Origin of the sequence: Microscilla marina ATCC 23134, assembly GCF_000169175.1 — a bacterium.
Taxonomy (GTDB): domain Bacteria; phylum Bacteroidota; class Bacteroidia; order Cytophagales; family Microscillaceae; genus Microscilla; species Microscilla marina.
The window spans coordinates 1-20,994 of the sequence record NZ_AAWS01000009.1 but is presented as its reverse complement, the minus strand read 5'-3'; the positions used below and the strand labels follow the sequence as shown (position 1 = coordinate 20,994).

General features: G+C 37.3%; 16 protein-coding genes. 7 read left to right on the top strand and 9 right to left on the bottom strand.

Going from position 1 to position 20,994, the window contains the following annotated elements:
* Positions 1–58: 58 nt before the first annotated feature.
* Positions 59–1,729 (bottom strand): S8 family peptidase, encoded by a 1,671-nt coding sequence (locus M23134_RS09545; protein ID WP_004155420.1) that lies wholly within the window; start codon positions 1,727–1,729, stop codon positions 59–61.
* Positions 1,730–2,078: 349 nt separating this feature from the next.
* Here M23134_RS09545 and M23134_RS09540 point away from each other — a divergent pair, with 349 nt between their 5' ends.
* Entirely contained in the window at positions 2,079–3,167 is a 1,089-nt protein-coding gene (locus M23134_RS09540) for a serum paraoxonase/arylesterase 2 (protein ID WP_004155418.1), read from the top strand.
* Between the two features lie 45 nt (positions 3,168–3,212).
* On the opposite strand, the gene M23134_RS09535 is transcribed toward M23134_RS09540, so the two are convergent.
* Positions 3,213–4,673 (bottom strand): aminopeptidase P N-terminal domain-containing protein, encoded by a 1,461-nt coding sequence (locus M23134_RS09535; RefSeq protein ID WP_004155415.1) that lies wholly within the window; start codon positions 4,671–4,673, stop codon positions 3,213–3,215.
* A gap of 691 nt (positions 4,674–5,364) precedes the next feature.
* On the opposite strand from M23134_RS09535, the gene M23134_RS09525 reads away from it, so the two are divergent.
* Positions 5,365–5,742, top strand: coding sequence for a DUF1987 domain-containing protein (locus M23134_RS09525; RefSeq protein ID WP_004155412.1), 378 nt, complete (start codon positions 5,365–5,367; stop codon positions 5,740–5,742).
* 90 nt (positions 5,743–5,832) lie between these two features.
* Here the strand turns inward: M23134_RS09525 and hemL are convergent, their stop codons facing one another.
* Positions 5,833–7,125: a glutamate-1-semialdehyde 2,1-aminomutase gene (gene hemL / locus M23134_RS09520; RefSeq protein WP_004155411.1), complete on the bottom strand. Its 1,293-nt coding sequence runs from the start codon at positions 7,123–7,125 to the stop codon at positions 5,833–5,835.
* A 184-nt stretch (positions 7,126–7,309) separates the two neighbouring features.
* On the opposite strand from hemL, the gene M23134_RS09515 reads away from it, so the two are divergent.
* Complete coding sequence (locus tag M23134_RS09515; protein ID WP_157558416.1) at positions 7,310–8,212, top strand: leucine-rich repeat domain-containing protein; 903 nt, start codon at positions 7,310–7,312, stop codon at positions 8,210–8,212.
* A gap of 71 nt (positions 8,213–8,283) precedes the next feature.
* Here the strand turns inward: M23134_RS09515 and M23134_RS09510 are convergent, their stop codons facing one another.
* Positions 8,284–9,978, bottom strand: a complete 1,695-nt coding sequence (locus M23134_RS09510; RefSeq protein WP_004155402.1) for an ABC transporter substrate-binding protein — start codon at positions 9,976–9,978, stop codon at positions 8,284–8,286.
* A gap of 218 nt (positions 9,979–10,196) precedes the next feature.
* Here M23134_RS09510 and M23134_RS09505 point away from each other — a divergent pair, with 218 nt between their 5' ends.
* Positions 10,197–10,553 (top strand): hypothetical protein, encoded by a 357-nt coding sequence (locus tag M23134_RS09505; RefSeq protein ID WP_004155399.1) that lies wholly within the window; start codon positions 10,197–10,199, stop codon positions 10,551–10,553.
* 7 nt (positions 10,554–10,560) lie between these two features.
* Here M23134_RS09505 and M23134_RS09500 read toward each other — a convergent pair whose 3' ends face one another.
* The 3 genes from M23134_RS09500 to prfA form a co-directional block, all read right to left on the bottom strand.
* Positions 10,561–11,562 carry an aldo/keto reductase gene (locus M23134_RS09500; protein ID WP_004155398.1) on the bottom strand — a complete coding sequence of 334 codons (1,002 nt, stop codon included), beginning with the start codon at positions 11,560–11,562 and terminating at the stop codon, positions 10,561–10,563.
* 152 nt (positions 11,563–11,714) lie between these two features.
* Positions 11,715–12,668: an isoaspartyl peptidase/L-asparaginase family protein gene (locus tag M23134_RS09495; RefSeq protein WP_004155396.1), complete on the bottom strand. Its 954-nt coding sequence runs from the start codon at positions 12,666–12,668 to the stop codon at positions 11,715–11,717.
* 679 nt (positions 12,669–13,347) lie between these two features.
* Positions 13,348–14,418 carry a peptide chain release factor 1 gene (gene prfA, locus M23134_RS09490; protein WP_004155391.1) on the bottom strand — a complete coding sequence of 357 codons (1,071 nt, stop codon included), beginning with the start codon at positions 14,416–14,418 and terminating at the stop codon, positions 13,348–13,350.
* Between the two features lie 486 nt (positions 14,419–14,904).
* On the opposite strand from prfA, the gene M23134_RS09485 reads away from it, so the two are divergent.
* The 3 genes from M23134_RS09485 (at position 14,905) to M23134_RS09475 (ending at position 18,178) form a co-directional block, all read left to right on the top strand.
* The gene (locus M23134_RS09485) at positions 14,905–15,447 is read left to right on the top strand and encodes a YfiR family protein (RefSeq protein ID WP_004155389.1); all 543 of its coding nucleotides are present in this window, start codon (positions 14,905–14,907) and stop codon (positions 15,445–15,447) included.
* A 143-nt stretch (positions 15,448–15,590) separates the two neighbouring features.
* Positions 15,591–17,561, top strand: a complete 1,971-nt coding sequence (locus M23134_RS09480; protein ID WP_004155388.1) for a GAF domain-containing protein — start codon at positions 15,591–15,593, stop codon at positions 17,559–17,561.
* Positions 17,558–18,178 (top strand): hypothetical protein, encoded by a 621-nt coding sequence (locus tag M23134_RS09475; RefSeq protein WP_004155386.1) that lies wholly within the window; start codon positions 17,558–17,560, stop codon positions 18,176–18,178. Before M23134_RS09480 ends, M23134_RS09475 begins: the two co-directional genes overlap by 4 nt.
* Before the next feature lie 79 nt (positions 18,179–18,257).
* On the opposite strand, the gene M23134_RS09470 is transcribed toward M23134_RS09475, so the two are convergent.
* Both M23134_RS09470 and M23134_RS09465 read right to left on the bottom strand, forming a co-directional pair.
* On the bottom strand, positions 18,258–19,565 hold the full coding sequence (locus M23134_RS09470; RefSeq protein ID WP_002695820.1) for an ABC transporter permease: 1,308 nt from the start codon (positions 19,563–19,565) through the stop codon (positions 18,258–18,260).
* Positions 19,566–19,605: 40 nt separating this feature from the next.
* On the bottom strand, positions 19,606–20,520 hold the full coding sequence (locus M23134_RS09465; RefSeq protein WP_002695819.1) for an ABC transporter ATP-binding protein: 915 nt from the start codon (positions 20,518–20,520) through the stop codon (positions 19,606–19,608).
* Positions 20,521–20,994: the final 474 nt, after the last annotated feature.

Genomic DNA, 20,994 nt, shown 5'->3' with positions numbered 1-20,994 from the left:
AAAAGCCCCGCAAAACTAATTTTACGAGGCTTTTTAAATAATTTATTCTATATGGAACTTACTTCTTCTTAGGTTTCCATTTCTTTGCCATTTTTACTGCTTGGTATACGTTTACAATCCCACCTGTAACCGACAGTTCACTGAATACAATACTGCTTTTACCACCAGGCTTGTTTATTTCTTTGTCAGTATATTTTACCGAAGATTTCAAGATAATTTCTTTTACATCTGTTGCTGACAGTTTAGGGAAGTAAGACATCAACAAAGCCGCTACTCCTGATACTACCGGCGCTGCCATACTGGTTCCATCATGGTCTGCATATTTATTGTCGGGGGTAGTAGAATAAATGGCTACACCAGGGGCAAAAACATCTACTGTAGTTTTGCCATAGTTAGAAAAATTCCCAACAAAGTTTTTTTCATCCCCCCAAGACGAGGCTCCTACCTCAATCCAGTTGGTTGCAGACTTACCCGACTCCTTAAACATTTTATTCGGAAAATTTGGGGTTTCATCAAGATTGGCGTGGTCATTACCCGCTGCATGCACCAATAGCACGCCTTTTTCTTCTGCGTATTTTACAGCTGCATCTACATACGCCTTATGAGGAGAGTATGCCTTACCAAAACTCATATTTACTACTCTGGCTCCGTTGTCTACTGCATAACGAATTGCATTGGCTATATCTTTGTCACGTTCATCGCCGTTGGGCACTGCTCTCAACACCATAATTTTCACATTTTCGGCTACTCCCTTCATGCCAATCTTATTCTTTCTATTGGCGCCAATGATACCAGCAACGTGAGTACCATGGTCAGCATCAGGTCCTTGTACTTCGTTGTTGCCATACCCTTTTTCATTCAGTTTACTATAATCATCTCCTACAATAGAACGGGGATCAAACTCTTTGTTTACCCCATACTTATACATAGACTCATACTGCTTAAACACCGCCTCAAGTTGATTAAGAGGGATGCCATTGGCTGTAGCAAAATTTAACATTTGTTTTGCCCGGTTTATCTCTTCCTTCTCACTTTTAAATTCTTTCAGGTCTTTTTTGGTAAAATCTTTTTTACCCATCTCTTTCTGCAACAGTTGATATCCTTCCCAAATTTTACGCAAAATACTATAGCCTTGGCGAGCCTCCATGTATTGCTTTTGGTAAGCTTTCTTTACTTTTAAGAAATACTTGTATTCCTCTTTTTGTTTATCATCTAGTTTTTCCGCATCTACATTGGCAAATTTTTTCTCCAGACGAACAAGCTCACGTGTTACTTCATAAGTGTCAGCATCTACGTCTTTACCATCTTTACCGCCAATAAAGTCCCAACCGTTGATATCGTCTACATAACCATTATTGTCATCATCTTTGCCATTGCCTGCGATTTCTTTTTTGTTTACCCATATTTTACCTTTAAGGTCAGGGTGTTTAGTGTCTATTCCTGAGTCAATGACTGCTACAATGACAGTTTTAGATTTTTTTCTGCGCAACAACTTCTTATAAGCAAGCTCGGTGCTTATTCCCCGTACCTGGTCTTTTTTTTCATCTAGGTTAAACCAATTTTTGGGAGCTTTTTTGGTGGTATCGCCATTAGTGATCCAATAAAGCTGTGAATTCTTATAAATAAGATAGGTTTTCGGAGTAGATTTTTTAGATGTAGGCGTTTTTGCCGAAACTATGCCTACCTGTGCTATGATTAAGCCCAGTAAAACAATGCTTTTCAACTTCATATATATGCTATTTGAATGTTATTAATTATAATATAACGAATTAAGCAATCTTGCAAAAATAATTTGTTTATGCACGAGATTTTTCATTGTACATAACACATTTTTTTACGATTTACCCTTGCTGAGTAAAACTACAAAAATAACCTGCTTCATTAAACGACATGGCTGTTTGTTTCATTGGATTAATTTATTATTTCTGTTTTGTTTAGGAATGTGTCAACAACTAAATTATAATGAATGTAGTTATTTCATTTTATTCAATTAATTCTTTGCTTCACTTTTTAACATTAAAAAAAGGTGTATTTGTTAACTTTGAACAAACTTATTACTGTAAAATAACTCAATCCTTATGAAAAAAATTATAAGTAGGGTCTTAACATTTGCTTTATTTTTTTTGGTTTTACTGGTAATCAAGACACTGTACGACGCGGGTGTGTTTAAAAGCATCAAACCCCACTTTGCCGGATCAGAAAAAGTAGTTAAAACAGCTGGAGGTGCAGAAGACATCATTATCAACCGACAAAAAGAGGTTGCGTATTTGTCAGTAGATAAGCGCCGTACTACATTGGCTGGCAAGCCTACCCCTACTCCAGGTAGTATCTATTATTTAGACCTTAAAAAACCTGATGCAACACCTGTCAACATGTTGCCTGACTTTAAGCGAGAGTTTCACCCGCATGGCATGAGTTATTTTAGAACCTCTTCTGGCAAAGAACTACTATTTGTGGTAAACCACTCCAAACTAAACACCCATCAAACTATAGAAAAATTTGAGATTCGGGACACCCAACTTGTTTACCTTGAAAGTATACAACACAATTTGATGACCTCACCCAATGACGTAGTAGCAGTAGGTGAACGGCAGTTTTATGTAACCAATGACCATCGATACCTCAAAGGCTGGCTCCGAACTATGGAAGACTACCTTAAGTTGCCGTTAGGCTCGGTCAACTTCTATGATGGCAAAACAATGAAGGTGGCTACTTCTGGTATTGCTTACGCCAACGGGATAAATATTAGTTCTAACAAGAAAATGATTTTTGTTGCCTCTCCTACCAATGGTGAGGTGATAGTATATACTCGCCAACCTGACCACACACTAGAGTTGGTAGAAACGATTAAGGTACATACTGGTGTAGATAATATAGAGTTGGACGAAAAAGGTCATTTATGGCTAGGGTGTCACCCTAAGCTTTTTGCTTTTGTGGCTCACCAAAAAGATAGTCAGAAAAAATCACCCTCCCAAGTCATTGAAATTATATATCAACAGGAGGGTATTTATGAAGTAAAAGAAGTGTACCTCAACAACGGGAATAGCTTGTCAGGTTCAAGTGCTGCGGTGGCATACAAAGATCATTTATTGATTGGTGGAGTATTTGATAAAAAGGTTTTGTGGTGTAAAATGAAACCAACAACTAAAGATAGTTTACCCAAATAAGCACAAAGAACCAATGCTTTGAAGCATCGGTTCTTTGTGTGTAATTTATTTATTCTTCTTGATCAACTCATTCAAATCAGGTAGTTTTATTTCATCAAAAGGGCTTTTTTTCGCCATCGTTTTTTCTATTTCATCCGATTTGCGGGGAGCCATTGCCGACAAGTTTACCCAGCCTTTGTTGGTAATCAATATGTCATCTTCTATACGCACTGCTATGCCCCACCATTTTTTATCACAAGGGCTGCCCTCAGGTATATAAATACCAGGTTCTACCGTAATCACTGTGTTGTGTTTAAATGTTCCATAGCGTCCTTTGTCGTGTACATCTAACCCCAGATAATGCGAAGTACCATGCGGAAAGTATCGGTGATGGGTAGTAGCACTGGCAATGATACCTAGTTCAGCTAAGCCTTTATTAATTATTTTTACTGCGGCACGGTGGGGATCATTAAATGCGTTGCCTACTTTACACTGTTTAAAACCAGCTTCTTGTGCTTTATACACTAAATCATAAATGGCTTTTTGCTCTTTGCTAAACTTGCCATTTGCAGGAATAGTACGGGTTACATCTGCTGAATACCCATGATACTCTGCCCCTAGGTCCATCAAAACCAAATCATTGCCTAATTTAGGCTTGTTATTGGTAATGTAATGCAACACACAGCCATTGTGTCCAGCCCCTACAATAGAAGGGTAACCTTCATACTCTGCTCCGTACTTTTTAAATACATATTCATGAATACCTTGTACTTCGCTTTCTGACATCTGGGGCTTCATTGCTTTCATTACTTCTTTTTGGGCTATGGCCGAAATAAAAATGGCTTTTTTAAGCAAGATCAACTCCTCCTCGGTTTTAGTTTCCCGCAGCTGTGACATGAAGCGATGTAAAGTTTTGGTATCCAAATTATTATTAGGATCGTTTTTAGGGCGTTCTGCCTGTCCAGTCTGCATTTTTGATTTACTTTTAAACTGTTGTATCAAACGGTACAAGCCTCCATTGCGTACATCGTTGGGCAAACGATAATGTAACACTTTATTAAACCGGGTAAAGTCTATTGAGAAACCCCGAAACTTGTCGTTATTGTATACTTGGGTAAACCCTAATTTTTCTTTAGCCCCTTTGGTACCCAACCGTCGTCCTGTCCACATTTCCATATAGGCACTTTTGGGCTGTACAAATAACACTTCGTTGTACTTGTCGCCTGTGGCGCTGGTTTGTGCTTCTTTAAAAATCAATAACAAGGCATGGGGTTCACGATAGCCTGTCAGGTAATAAAACTCTGGGTCTTGATGATACACATATTCTACATCGTTGGCACGATTGCGTACGGGGTTGGCAAAAAACACTGCTACTGATTTGGCAGGCATCAGTTGCCTTAGGGCATCTCGTCTTTGTTTATGAAATGCCTTGTCAAGAAAGTCAGTCAGTTCATTTTGAGCTTGTGCTACACCAGCAGCCTGGTGCAACACCCAAAGTAACAAAAATATGCTTTTTAAGTTATTCATAGATCATTGGTTTTAATATATTGCCCCAAACTATAGTAAGTAAAACAATAAAAGTTACCCGTCAAACATCATCTCTGATCAGTACACTTCTTCAAAAACTTCACCTAGCAAGAGACCGCCAAAGCATTGGCATCTATACAACAGGATTTTCGCACAAGCAAAGGTGAAGCTAAAGTAGCACTGTAGCTTTGGCTTGCGGCACCGTTCACCAAGCACGAACTTTGTTTCCTTAGAGCACTTCATGTTTTCTGTTGTAGCAAGGCAAGCTTAGGAGAGCAAACTTTTCTTAGAGTTTACTGGTTATTAAAGCTTTTAGATACACAAAAAATATTATTTTGATAGTATTCTATTGATAGATTACCCCAAAACAAATGTATGTAAGGCACCCTTAAGTATAATTATACCTATAATAGTTGTTTTTATGCTATAAATCTGCAAAATTTGAATGTTTGAACTTACGTTTATTTGGCGCAAGGTTTGTATAAGAATTGTTTTGAAAAGCTCACTTGATTTTTTCTTTGCTCAAACAAAAAAAATCAATAACTTTCCAACAATTGTAAATGGTGTGTTCAATATGATAGACCATTTTAAAAGTTATATGCCATTTCAGGAATTTTATATCCCTCACAGGCATCTGATATTGCTCGCTAGAGAAAGGTCAAAATTTAGTCAAAAATAGTTGATTAATAACATGGAAAATTTACACATAGATCCTACGGACGAAGAACCAAGAGTTGATTTCAATGCAGAAAACGGAATACTTGAAATTTCAGGAAACTCTTACCCGGAAGATACTTCGTCGGTATTCAAACCAATTATTGATTGGCTGACCAAGTACACCGAAGGTAGTGGTAAAAAGGTACAATTCAACTTTAAGATGGAGTACTTTAACACCAGTACTTTTGTAAAATTTCAGAAAATACTCAAGTTACTGGAAGATTACCACCTCAACAACGACGGAGACGTAGAAGTAAACTGGTATTATGAGAAGAGTGATCTTGATATGTTTGATAATGGTGAAGATTATCAGGCAGATGTAGAGATTCCTTTTAACATGATTGCTTACTAAACTGCTGGTTTCTTATACTCGATTATATATGGCAAAGCCTTATTGTTGCATACCCTAAGTACTTAACAATAAGGCTTTGTTATACAGCTTTTATGAAGTAATTTCTTTCAATGCTTCACCATTTGCCTTGATAAAGTGAGCAATGTCTTCATCACTGAGCACATTAGACACAAACAAGGTCTCAAACTGTGAAGGAGCCAAGTATACGCCTTTTTGTAACATTGCCTGAAAGTACTTACCAAACAATGCTGTATCACAAGATTTAGCAGTTTCGAAGTCAGTCACCTTTTGGTCTGTAAAAAAGATACTAAACATCGATCCTATATGGTTGATAGTATAAGGTAAGCCTAAGCTCTCTACATTTTGTTGCATACCTGCTACCATTTTTATCGCTGTATCTTCTACTTCTTTATATACCAAAGGGTTTTCGTTGAGGTATTGCAACATGGTCAAGCCTGCTGCCATAGCCACTGGGTTGCCTGATAAAGTTCCTGCCTGATATACAGGACCTACTGGAGACACAAAGTCCATCAACTCTTTTTTACCACCATAAGCGCCTACTGGCATACCACCACCTATAATTTTACCTAGAGTAGTCAAGTCAGGTTTTATATTAAACAACTCCTGAGCACCTCCTCTTGCCAAACGAAAGCCTGTCATTACTTCATCAAAAATTAATACAATGCCTTCCTTGTCACACAATTGGCGTAAGCCTTCCAAAAACCCTTGATTAGGTAAAACAGCTCCCATATTACCCGCTACAGGCTCTATGATAATAGCTGCTACATTGCCTTGGTTAGCATCTGTCAAAGTTTTTACTGCTTCAAGGTCGTTAAATGGAGCCGTTAATGTATCTAGGGCTACCCCTTTGGTTACCCCAGGGCTGTTGGGTTCGCCCATAGTAATAGCACCGCTACCTGCGGCAATCAAAAATGAATCGCCATGCCCATGATAACAACCTTCAAACTTGATAATTTTCTCGCGGTTGGTATACCCTCTTGCCAAGCGTATGGCGCTCATACAAGCCTCTGTACCAGAGTTTACCATACGTACTTTTTCTACCGATGGCATCATGTCTACAATCAACTCGGCAATGGTTACCTCTTTGGCAGTAGGCGCGCCAAATGATAATGAGCTTTTCACTGCTTCAGCCACTGCTTCCCCAATGGCCGGAAAGGCATGCCCCAATATCATTGGTCCCCATGAGTTGATCATATCTATGTAACGATTATCATCTTGATCGTACATATAAGCACCCTTGGCTGACTTAATAAACAACGGGTTACCTCCTACGGCTTTGAAAGCCCGCACCGGAGAGTTTACTCCACCAGGGATAGATTTTTGTGCCTGGTTAAATAATTCTTGACTCTTGGCTGTATTCATATAAGTATGTTAAATTTCTTCTGAACAATTAAGTACCCGAAATAGAGAATTATTATTAAATAAGGCAAGTAAGACTCCATGAAATGGGTATTGAAAGAAGAACAGATGATGAGATAAAAAAAGAAAAGTTGATTTCTGGCAAGTAATGCACTTTTTTTCGGTAAAAATGATTATCTTAAGATTTATGAACAGCGCAAATGCTCAACAAATAGCCAAAATTGAACAATTGCTGCAAACCGGACAAAACCAAAACATTGAGCTGGCTTTTGTCATAGCTAAGGGGTTTGGAGTAGGCATTGATCAATTAATGAAGCAGTCGTTGCTAGCACACCCATATTTTTGCCTACAGTATTTTCCTGGCTTATACCAACAATCTAAGATGTTGTATTTTAGCAATGCTCAAATGAACAGCTTACCCGAAAATATTGGGCTATTATCACACACCGAAGTATTAAAATTGGTAGGGAACCTACTCAGTTCCTTGCCTGAAAGCATTGGCAACCTGCCAAATTTACACGAACTCCACCTTACTCATAACCACCTTACTCAATTACCTGATAGTTTGGGGCAACTCCACCAACTCCGCAAGCTTTACCTGGGTTATAATCAACTGACCCAACTACCCAACAGCTTATACCGAGCGTCTCAATTACACAGTTTATACCTACACTATAACCATCTACAGGCGTTGCCTGATACTTTCGGCAAGTTTAGCCAACTCGAAGAATGTTATTTAAATGCCAACAAACTCACCGTATTGCCTGATAATATTGGTACTCTTAAACATTTGAAAACACTCACTTTACACAATAACCAGTTAACTATTTTGCCTGAGAGCATAGGGGAGCTTGCCCAATTACAAATGCTTGATTTATCGTCTAATTATCTCACAAGCTTACCCAATAGCATCAGGCAACTTCAATCATTGCAAACGCTCAATCTAAGGTTTAACCAATTTACTAGTTTGCCTCCTGAGATAGGGCATTTGTATTACCTGCAAAAGCTCATTCTAAAAGATAATCCTTTGACTCAATTTGAGCGAGAAAAAATAAGGGAATTACTTCCTCATACCCGTATTGTGTTTTAAACAAAGACATAAAAAAAACCTCTGATAAACTCAGAGGTTTAAGTCGATTAGTTTCTTGTAATAACTTATTATTAGTTTCCACCTAAGGTATTAACTTGCTTCAACACCCCTTTTTCAAACTTAACTATAGGTACAAACTGATTGTCATTGCCTCCCCTAAAATCAAAAACAGTAATTAACCGCCCTTCTTTAGGCGCCTTATTTTGCAAAATATTCTTTAATGAATTTTTTACTCCATAGGTTTGCAACAAACCGCCAAAATAATGAGTAAGGTCATACCCTACACAAGCATAATTGTTGGGAGCTACTTTTGTAGATTTCTTGTACTCTTGATAAAACTTAGAAGCATTAACAACAGCCTTGGGCAAAAACTCCGTGTTTATAATGTGAACATTGTGGCGTTCATACTGTACAGAATCCATTTTCTGAAACTTTAACCAAGAATCAAGGGCAATTACTGGGGCTTTTATTTTTAGTTCTTCCATAGCATTCAGCATTTTAGAAGCTACCAACTGACTACTACTACTTACAAATATATGTCCCACCTCGGTTGGTTTTACCTTTTGCAACATTTCTTTGAGTTGTGTAATATTAGCAGTACCCAATTGCTCAAACTGAGCCACCTCTCCACCGTTATCTTCTATTGCTTTTTTATGGTTTTCTGCCATTTTTTTATTTTGGGTAGATCGTCCATAAAAAATCATTGCTTTCTTACTACCAAGCTCTTTCATAGCAAACTCTCCTGATTTTTTACCTTGCGTTTCTATCGTGGGTTCATACATCAGGGTAAAATCGTTTTTTATCAATACTGACTTATTAGAAATTGGGTTAATAATGTTGATGCGATGCTTTGCGGCAAATTCAGCTACCTTGACAAACTGATCATCGAACAAAGGTCCTACGATTAAATCTACATTAGTAAAGTTTGCCTCGCTTAAAATAAGGTTTAAAGTATCTTCCCCTTTACGCAACACATCAAATGCAATCAAATTGAGTTTTACTCCAGTCGTGTCCAATTCTTTTTTTGCTAGGCGCATTCCTTGATACAAACTTGCCGATATACGGCTCAAAAGATTACGTTGACGCGATTTGAGTATTTCGAGGTTAAAAGGGAGAATGACAGCGATGTTATACTCTTTTTTAATGTAGCGTTTGCCCTTAATTTTTTGTGATTTTGGGCGCTCTAGTTTCATACTTTCAATCAGGGCTTCCATCATCTCCAGGTCTTCGAGGTTTTCAGAAGTAGCTGCAATTTTATTTACCAATACTTGCGCTATTACTTTGTCGCTGGCATTTTCTTTCTGTACCTTTTTCAAAGTAGGCAAGTCAAGCGATACCAGATAAAACCCCTTCATATTGACAATATCTTGCTGCATTTTCTCAGCTTGAATTCGATTTAGGTATTTTAAGGCATTGGTATAGTCTTTTTCTCTGAAATAAATATCACCAAAGGCATAATACACTTCCTCTTTATTTACCCAATCAGGAAAACGTTCAACCAAACGGGTAAAGGTTTGTTTTGCTTCTTCTAACTGATTATTTTTCAAAGCGGCTAACCCATAATAGTAATAGGCAAACTCTTCATATACATTTTTTTTCAAAGGAACCATCAAGGTTTTAAATCGGACCATTGCCTCCGTAAATTTCTCATCAACCAATAGTTTTTTGCCCTCCTGATAGGTTTTATACATTTGTTTTTTGCTTTGAGCAAATACAGTATTTGGCAAAAACAGTCCAATTAAAACAAGTATTTTTAAATATTTCATCCTTTTTATAAAGTTGTGGCAAGAACAAACTCACCATTCATAATGTTTCGTTTAGGTACTATGTATTTACTTATAATTGTAAGGGTTGCAAAATTAGGAAAAAGTGTCATAAAGCCTGCTTACCTGTCCTCTCTTTTTGGTTAGTTGTTGCAGTTACTCATTGGTTAACATTATCTTCCATAAATTTTAGAACCACTTACCAATCGTCAAAAACATTTATGATCAAAGTATTATTACTCCTACATATACTTATAGAACTAGGTGCAGGTTTATTATTTATATTGGCTCCTCAGGCAGTTCCTGGACTTCCAGAAATAAAAGGGATAGGACTAAACCACCTTGCTTCGTATGGCTATGCAGCCTTGGCTCTAGCCGCTTTAGGTGGCTCTACCCTATTCTATTACTATCGAGAAGGGGCTTTAAGTAATGGGTTGTTTACCCTTGCTATTTTTCATAGTTGTATATCTATAGCCCAAATAAACACTCCACTTATTCCTTCCATGTACATTGAACCTATGCTCGTTCACGGGTTGTTTGCGGTGTTGTTTTGGAGGTACTACTGGCGTGAACGATGATCCATAACTAATTCCAATCCATTTGTTTACGTGCTGCCCAATAGTCTTCTGGGATTTGCACCAAAGGATTCAATATTTCACTGGCTTCTTCGTCCCATACCACATCCAACGCTGTCAGGTTTGACTTAAGGTGCTCAGGGTTGGCAGCACCACTCAATACCACATTTACAAAAGGTTGTTTAAGTACATAGGCCAATGCCAATGCATCTACAGTAGTATTCAAGCGATCTGCTTGTGTCTTTAACAACTGCCACTCAGGCTTTAGGTGTACATCTGTATTTCTAAAAGTAAGTCTCCCATTTGCCAAAGCCTCTTTTACGACTACTCCTAAACCTTCGTTGTGCGCCATAGTTAACGCTGGCGCCACTGACTTCTCCAGCAAGTTAAAAGTAGCTTGGACCACATCAAACAAACGTACGCCTTCTATTTCAATGGCAAGGGCTTTTTCCAAAGTAACTGCCTGGTCTATCCCACTTAAAGATAAACCAATTTTTACTCCACGAGCTTTGAGCTGCGCCAAACGTCGCAAAACTTGAGTATTCTCTAAAACTTTACTCTCTAATGTCGCCGAATGAATTTGGTATAAATCGGGGTTCTTTCCCAGGCTTTGGCGGGTTTCCAACACTTGTTTTTGTAACACTACCAGCGAGTGATCCTTTATCTCATGTACTTTTGCATTCACCTGCCAATTGGCAGTATAAGTATACCCCCACTTAGAAGCTACAAAAGGAAGTTCTACCATCTGTTTCTTTGACTCTAACCAAGCTCCCAAAAATGCTTCTGCTTTGCCATAAGATCGTGCTGCATCAAAATAACGAATGCCTAAACTCCAGGCTAAATCCAACATTTGGCAAGCATGCCACTGCATGGCACCTGTATTATAATTACTTTTTAAATCTTCGGCGTGCCCCAGGTTAATGTAGCCTGGTCTGCCTAAAGCTGCTAGTCCTAAACCAATTTTTGACACTCTGGGACCTATTTTACCCAAAGTAGAATATTTCATCATCATATTTATTTTAGTTTTAAAACAGATAAATGATTTGCTTCTTCCTTGTTTGTATGCTGGTATTTTACGTAATAAAACACAAAAAGAAAAACCATCAAATTCATTTTAGCAAATGAACCTGATGGTTTTTATATATAAAATATGCCTACCTATATTTAAGCAGGCATTTCATTAGGCTTATATAAAGCAATGTGTTCTTTCTCTCCTGATCGTCGATACCCTCTGTACATTCCTACAGTATTAAACGCAATAGATATATTACCTGTAGTATCTATTGCTATCAAACCGCCTTCTCCCTGAAGGTGGGTTTGTTTCATTTTTTCGTGAATCAAATAGTTACTGGCCTCTTCTAGTGACAAACCTTTGTATTCCATCAAGCAAGATATATCATAGGCAGATACGGCCCTTAAAAATGGCTCTCCGTGTCCAGTACAAGATACTGCACAAGTGGCATTATTGGCATAGGTACCCGCCCCAATGATAGAGCTGTCGCCAATGCGCCCATATTTTTTATTGGTCATTCCTCCGGTAGAAGTTGCTGCGGCTACGTTTCCGTTCTTATCAAGCGCTACTGCACCTACAGTACCAAATTTTTTTGCATTATCTTTTGAGTGATCTAAACGATAGGTATTAGAAGCTTTTATTTTGCGCCACTCGTCATACCTAAACTGATCAAAAAAGTATTCGTCAGGTTCGAAAGCCACATGGTATAATCGCCCAAACTCCTCGGCACCTTTCCCATGTAAATATACATGCCCCGACTTTTCCATAATTTTACGAGCCAACACTACCGGGTTGCGTACATTCTTTACTCCACAGGCAGCTCCTGCGTTTAGGTCTGCCCCATTCATAATAGCTGCTTCTAGCTCGTGTGTTCCGTCATTTGTAAATACAGCACCTTTGCCTGCATTAAAAAAAGGGGAGTTTTCGAGCACCATTACAACATGGCTTACCACATTGACTGCCGCCTCGCCATCTCCCAGCAGGTAATATCCAGCTTCTACTGCTTCGTATAAAGTATCGCGGATTCCTTTCTCGATCTCGGCTGTATATAAATCAGGAGTAATTGTTCCTGCACCTCCATGTACAACAATGGCGAAATTCGACATGCTTACTATAAGTTTTAAGCTACTATGCTTAGGTAATAGTATCTATTAATTTAAATTCTTTGTGATTCTCTTGTATGCATATTCTATGCCCTAAATATCTGGCTTTAACATAATCCAGCAAAAAAGCCAGGTACAAAAGCACTTATACATTTTATTGTATTTATTTTATGCATTCGTTCAAAGATATGTTATTCCACTATAATTCTATAATTTTGTGCAGCTAATTTGCATAAAGAAGCTTTTTTTAACTCAAAAAAAGCTTCTTATTTAAAACTTTCAGTACTGAGTTATTTTATGTGGCATTGCCTATAATTTACCCTATAGGTATTGTCTAATTCATAGTGAAAATATTGCCTAACCAACCACTTTTTTTAAACAATCAGAATGTCTAAAGGTGAGTCTATATCACAAGTATAAAGCTGTATAGAAACAAAGGAAGGTTGGTTGGTTTTTGCCATCACAGTTGCTGTAGCTCCATCAAGGCTACTTAGTAAATCAGTCCACACGCCACAATTAAACCCAACGAGTTTTAAACTGAAACTATTATGCAAAGGACATTCAATGATGACTAAAACCCTTGAAGGGAGGAATTCAAGAGCTTTAATCAACATTATGAATGAATACTCATAGGAATTTAGTATTGCAATAAACAGTTTGTAAAATCAGCTAAAAATACAATTTAGGTGGTGCCTGACTTCATTTTTTCAGCATTATCTGCCAAACGCAAGCTCTCGATAAAATCAGCAATTTCACCATCCATCACGTTGGGCAAGTTGTGTACAGTATATTTGATGCGATGATCTGTAACCCTTCCTTGTGGATAATTATAAGTACGGATTTTATCTGACCTATCACCACTTCCTACCATTGACTTACGCTGTGCACCTAACTCTTCTTGCTGTTTCGATAACTCAATTTCATACAATTTAGAGCGCAGCACTTTCATTGCTTTAGCTTTGTTCTTAATCTGTGATTTTTCATCTTGGCAAGATACCACAATGCCCGTAGGAATATGAGTAAGACGAACCGCTGAATAAGTAGTGTTGACAGACTGTCCACCAGGTCCTGACGAACAGAAATAATCACTTCTTACATCACTTGGGTCAATGTTTACCTCTACGTCTTCCATTTCGGGCAATACTGCCACACTGGCTGCTGATGTATGCACTCGTCCTTGAGTTTCGGTAGCAGGCACACGTTGTACTCGGTGTACTCCCGACTCATACTTCATCATTCCATACACGTCCTCACCTGAAATAGAACACACTACTTCCTTGAAACCGCCCGAACTACCATCAGTAAAGTCCATTAATTCAAACTTCCACTTTCGTTTTTCAGCAAATCGTTGATACATTCTTAGCAAATCACCCGCAAAAATAGCTGCTTCATCGCCTCCGGCTCCACCACGAATCTCAAGAATCACATTTTTACTATCATTTGGATCTTTGGGAATCAATAGCGTTTTTAACTCTTCCTCTATTTTCTCTTTTTGAGGATTTAACTCTTCCAGTTCCATTTTTGCCATTTCCTTCATTTCAGGATCTTTTTCAGTTGACAAAATTTCTTTGGAAGTATCTATATTCTCTAGTACAATCTTATATTCATTATACTTTTCAACAACTTTTTCTAAGTCTTTATATTCTTTAGTCAGCTTGGTATACAAGTCCATGTCTTGTATAGTTTCAGGCTTTACGATCAACTGACCTACTTCATCAAATCTTTCTTTGATTGCTTCTAACTTGTCAATCATAATATATTTTTATGTATGAAAACTACTCAAAATTCAAAAAAATAACGCAAATATAAAAACAAGTACTCACACCTGTGCATGAACAGGTGAGAACATTATTATAGATTTTGTTATTTATTTTGAAAATAAAATTAAAAATTGGTTTTAGCTTAAAAAACACTAAAAAGAGCTGTTTACCATCATAATTGCAAAATATAAGCAATTACAGGTGTTAAATTGTGCAGCTTTTTGTACATTTAGGGAGGGAAAAAGGGGTATAACTAAAACAGAGCAAATTTCATAATATTCATGAGAATTGTTTTTGTAAGATATTTGGTACAAGTGTAACTTCCACCATACGAAAACCAATGGGTAAAGTTGCGTGTTTGATGGTATTTCAATACTTTTGCACAGATAGTTGTATTTTTTTCAGCAAAAATACAACTATGCCTTAACTATGCGAATAAGTTTTAAACAAATTTTCGGACTAAATACATAGTATTCCCAATGAAAAGTGTAAAAATAAGTGCACTTGTTGTTCTTCTGTCAATGCTCTTCTCTAGTCTTGCTTTCAATGCATCGGCACAAATCAGAGATTATAGGTTTCATACAGTGTTTATCTATAATTTTACCAAGCTCATCAAATGGCCTAAAAACTATCAATCAGGAGATTTTGTAATTGGTGTATTAGGCAACTCACCTATCATACGCGAATTACAAAAGATGGCTGCACGAAAGACAGCTGGAATGAAAAGACAAAGGATTGTTATTAAGAGGTTTGGCAGCTTGTCTCAAATCAACAATTGTCACATACTGTTTATTCCAAGTTCAAAAAGTTCTTATTTACCTACTATCAATCAAAGTTTTCCCCGTTCCCCCATGCTGGTAGTTACCGAAAAGCGTGGAATGGCTCAATCGGGAAGTGGTATCAATTTTGTTCTTAGGAACGGTAGATGGCGATTTGAGCTTAACCAAAACGCTACGGCAAACCGTGGCTTGATTGTCTCACGAAACTTGAAAAGATTTGCCATTCCAGTAATGGGTAAATAGCAAACATAATCATACAAAATGTAGTTATTTATCTGTTTAGTGTAAACGATATAAAAGAAAAGCCTTGAAAAGGCTTTTTTTTGTTTATATTTGTATATACTCTCAATGTCAGTCAATTACAGATTTTATAGCTACCTTTTGTCATGACAGATATCACACAAAAACCTACAAAAAAAAGACGTAAAACGGGGTTTACCCTATCTATTAGCCAACGTATACTCGCTGGTTTTGCCATTCTTATATTCTTTTTTATGTCTAATGCTACTTTTAGTTTGATTACACTAAGAGATAGTGCCGCCATTACCAAAAACTCTTACAATGTGGTGAACCCTTCTCTCGAAGAAATAAGAAACTTTAAACTATTGGTTACCCAATCGCGCATGTATACCATTAGTTGGATTTCTTCACGTACCAGTGATGATGATAAAGACTCATTAAAAAAGATTCATAATGATTACCCTGAGTTTAAAGATAAGTTGGTACAGCTTCAAAGTAAGTGGGAAAATAAGCAATTGGCAAAGACACTTGATCAGGTTTTCACCAACTTTGAGAGGCTCCAGAAGATACAGAAGGAAGAGATTATGAATAAGATCGTGGAGTTTGACGATTACGAGGATTTAATCACTACATCAGTAGCTTCTGAAATTGTTGATAGTCAAATTTTTCCTTTATATAAAAAAATCATTGCTCAACTTGATCAAATAGCACTTCAGAAAAAGAAGGAAACAGAGAATTCACAAAAAGACTTGATCGACTCCATTAAAAACCAACAGTTACTCACCATCATTCTGGCTGTATTATCTGTAATGGTTGGGTTGGGAGCATATTTTATTACTCGCCGTAATATTGTAGATCCGATCAAGTACATCAATAGTGTATTTGTAAAACTTGGTACTGGAGAGCTTCCTTCTGAACAAGGTTACCCATTCAAAAAAGACGAAATTGGAGAAATGGCAGACTCTGCCGGAAAGCTGGTAAACGGATTACGAGAAACGTCCCGATTTGCCGAAAATATTGGTAAAGGTAATTACCAGGCATCATTTACTCCTTTGAGTGACAAAGATGTATTAGGAAACGCACTACTGGAGATGCGTGACAACTTGGCAAAAGTGGCTGAAGAGGATCGTCGCCGTAACTGGTCTACAACAGGACTCGCAAGATTTGGTGAACTGGTAGGTAAAAAAGCTACTGATCTTAAAAATCTATCAGATTTGATTATATCAAACCTGGTAAAATATGTAGAAGCCAATCAAGGAGGATTGTTTATCGTGGAAGACTTAGACAATAAGTCAGACGAAATGTATATGTCGCTTGTATCTTGTTATGCCTGGGATTCTAAAAAATACCTTGAAAAACGTGTTTATCGAGGAGATGGGCTCACTGGACAAGCTTGGCAAGAAGGAGAAACGATTCACCTTACCGAAATACCAAATGATTATGTAAGTATTACTTCGGGACTAGGGGAAGCTAACCCCAGAAGTTTATTGATTGTACCTTTGAAACTAAATGAAGAGGTTTTTGGGGTCGTAGAGTTGGCATCATTTAACGTGTTTGAGGAGTATGAAGTAAAATTTGTAGAGAATATTGCAGAAAGCATTGCCTCAGCAATTGCCTCTGTAAAAACTACCGAACGTACCAACCGTTTGCTAGATGAATCTACTATGATGACAGAGCAAATGAGAAGTCAGGAAGAAGAGATGCGCCAGAATATGGAAGAGCTACAGGCTACCCAAGAAAGTACAGAAAAGTCACAATATGAATCTAAAGAGGTCAATGAGTTGTTAGAACTGACAAATTTGGTTATCAGAACTGACACAAGGTTTTTTATTACTTCTGCCAATGAACTTACTGAGGCTAAGCTACAATATGAAACGGCCGAACTGAAAGGAATGGCCATTGAGCATGTATTTGAGTCTTATGACAAAGTAGAATATGCTAAATCACGCCTTACAAAAGGACATAAATACAGTGAGTTTTTATACCTCAATACCAAGTCATCTGACAGAATTATGGTAAAGGTAAACGCCGCTGCCATCAGAAACGAAAAAGGAAAAATTCAACATTATCTATTTTTACTGAATGACATTTCAGGAATAAACGCCGAAATTGCATGACAATAAAAAATCATTTTCTTAACATATTTAAGCATGCTTTGCATGCTATTTTTTTGCTCAGTGTTTTTACTACACTGAATGCATGCCAAAAAAAAACGCTCAAAGATTATGGGCACGATATGGAAGCGATCAATAGTGCAATAAAAAATCGTAAGATTCAACGTATATCAGAACCAGAGTTCAAAGAATGGGTAGGTAAAAAAGGAGGGGAAATAAGCCGTTTAGCGCAAAAATACCTCAACCGGGCAACTACCAAGGGGATAGAAGAAAAAACGATTGCCTCCTCGAAAGAGTTTAGCCGTCTTTTGCCAATCGATCACATAGACTCGTTGGCAAAAAAATATCAGGTAAACATAGAAGCCATCAACTTTGAGCGCAAATCGCTGGATGATTTATACCCCATAGAAGCTCAACTCCTTACTAAATTTAAAAATGAGGAAATCGCTTTAAAACCAGGCATTCAATACGCAGAAAAACGTCGAAAATTTTTGTTTATAGCTCCTATTTATCTTAACGGTTCGGTAGGTATGTGGAGTGTCCACTTTGACAGAAATACCGTAATCAAACAAATCACTAAAGAGCGACAAGATAAAAAGAAAAGAAGACGCAGAAAGTAATTCATTATGACAATAAAAATGCCCTTGTAACAACAGATAGTTACAAGGGCATTTTTGTATAATATATGAAAACCAAAATTTACATCTTATAAAACATCCACTTTCCTATTTCTTTGAAACTCACCTTTTTACCATACATCAATACACCTATTCGGTAAATACGCCCAGCAAGCCAGGTAATAGTTATAAACCCAATGATTAACAATGTCATAGAGAGCACAATCTCCCAGGCAGCTACTCCGTAAGGAATGCGTAACATCATAGCCACAGGCGAAGTAAAGGGAATCATTGACATCCAAAATGCCAAGGGACCATTGGGGTCTTTGATAATAGCTGATGCTGCTACAATAGAAAATATCAGTGGCAGAGATATGGGCATTACAAATTGCTGTGTATCAGTTTCGGTATCAGCTGCTGAGCCTACTGCGGCAAACATGGCACTGTAGAGCAAATAGCCACCAATAAAGTAAAACAAAAACGACAGGATCACGCTAGTCAATGGAATTGTTTGAAGAGCATCCATCATTTTAGTGCCTTTAGATGTTTGCTCAACTATTTTGGCTTGGGTGGCAGGATCGGTATTTTTCATCATTCTTTCAGTAGTCTGTTGGGTTACCTTATCTTTATCCATCACCTGAAACACCACTGTAGTAATGGCAATGGTAAGGCCAATCCAAAGTACAAACTGGGTAAGGCCAATAAGGGCTACACCTATAATTTTTCCCATCATCATTTGAAAAGGTTTTACCGAAGAAATCATTACTTCTATAATGCGACTCACTTTTTCTTCTATTACTCCTCGCATAATTTGTACACCATATAAGAATATGGCAAAGTAAATCAGAAACGCCGCCACATACCCTAAAATAAAAGCAGCAGTAGCGCTACTCTCCTGTCCTTTGAGGTTTTGGGTTTCAATAGATACGTCAGTTTTGATGCCACTCAACACTTTTTGATCTATTCCCGAATTAAGTAGCTTTATATTCTCAGTCGCTTGTCGAACAGCTTTCTCGACGCTTCTTTGAATATCTACACTCACACTCTTTTCAGAAAACAGTTTAATACCTGATAAGTCGTTAATGGTTGTTTTAGGAATATACAACAACGCGGTATAGGTAGATTTGGGAAGTTTTTTCTTTGCTTCAGCCAATGCATCTTTTATATAAACAAACTTGAGGTCGCTCTTTTTCTCCAATTTTTTTTCAAAAATCCCACTCTCATCCAACACCCCTATTACTTTGCCCTTATTTACGTTTTTGTCAAGCAGAACAGGTCCAATCAAAAGTCCCGCAAATAACAAAGGGGCAAGTAAAGTCATAATCACAAATGATTTTTTTCTTACCCTTACCAAGTATTCTCGTTGTATAATTAATAATATCTTGTTCACGGTTGTTAATTTTAAATAAAGATGAATGTTTTAAGACTGGTTATTCACCACTTACTAGTTTGATAAATATATCATTGATACTTGGAATACGCTCTTGAAAAGCCTGAACACTTACCTGTGTGATAAGTTGCGCTAGTAAATCGTTGGGAGAGACCGTGTTAGAATCCAACTGAATTGCTGTTCTTTGTAGGTGTTCACCCAAACTTGTGGTTTCTTTTATTTTAAAATGTTCGCTCAAGTCTCCATTGAGTTGCCCTTCATAGTCTACCAGGTAGGTATTGGTTTTATAAGTATCTTTTACCTCTTTAGTTTTACCTTCCAATACTTTTTGTGACTTGTTGATCAAAGCAATGTGGTCGCAAAGCTCTTCTACTGACTCCATACGATGGGTAGAAAATATAATGGTGCTTCCTTGCTCTCTTAATTTAAGTATTTCGTCTTTGATAAGGTTAGCATTTACTGGATCAAAACCAGAAAAGGGTTCATCCAAAATAATTAATTTGGGTTGGTGTAAAACCGTAGCAACAAACTGTACTTTTTGTTGCATTCCCTTTGACAAATCCATCACATTTTTCTTCCACCAGGGTTTCATTTCAAATTTTTCAAACCATAACTTAATCCTACTCAGTGCTTCTTTACGGGGTAAGCCTTTGAGTTGTGCCAGGTATAAAAGTTGTTCACCTACTTTCATTTTTTTGTACAAACCACGTTCTTCGGGTAAATACCCCATATTTCGTACATGTTGGGGCTCCAAAACTTGTCCATCGAAAGTAACTGTTCCTTGGTCTTTGCTTATGATTTGAGTAATGATACGAATCAAGCTTGTTTTTCCAGCTCCATTAGGGCCTAACAAACCAAATATAGATTGGGCTGGAACACTGATCGAAACATCTTTTAGTGCCTGATGATCAGCGTAGTTTTTATAGATATTTTTAACTTCTAATATATTGTTCAATTTTATTCACAGGTTTAGTTGTCAACAATCAGTGTCTGTTTAGACAATGTATGGTATTAGTGGAGTCAAATTTATATTTCTTACAAGTTTTGAAAAAAATATCAAGATAAAGCCTTTTTGCCGAATAAAGTTCAGGCTTTACGGCACAAAGTTATCCACAAATTTGGCATATAGCCTCTGATAATAAAGTATTCAAAATCAATGTAATAGCTAAAAATGTGGATAACCTTTTTATATTACCCCGTTACTCTTGTTCATAAGGTGTGGAAAAAATGTGGATAACCCTAGACAGTAATGTGGATAACTTCTCTGAAGTTGTGAGTAAGTAATTTAATAAATACATTCCTACGGAACATTTTTTGCTATAGTTATCAACAATTATTCTGCTATGAATAATTAATTTCCAAACAAATTCTCCTTTTTTTTCGCCCTATCTACACATTGCCAAACTTACAAAGGCTCCTTCTAAGCAAG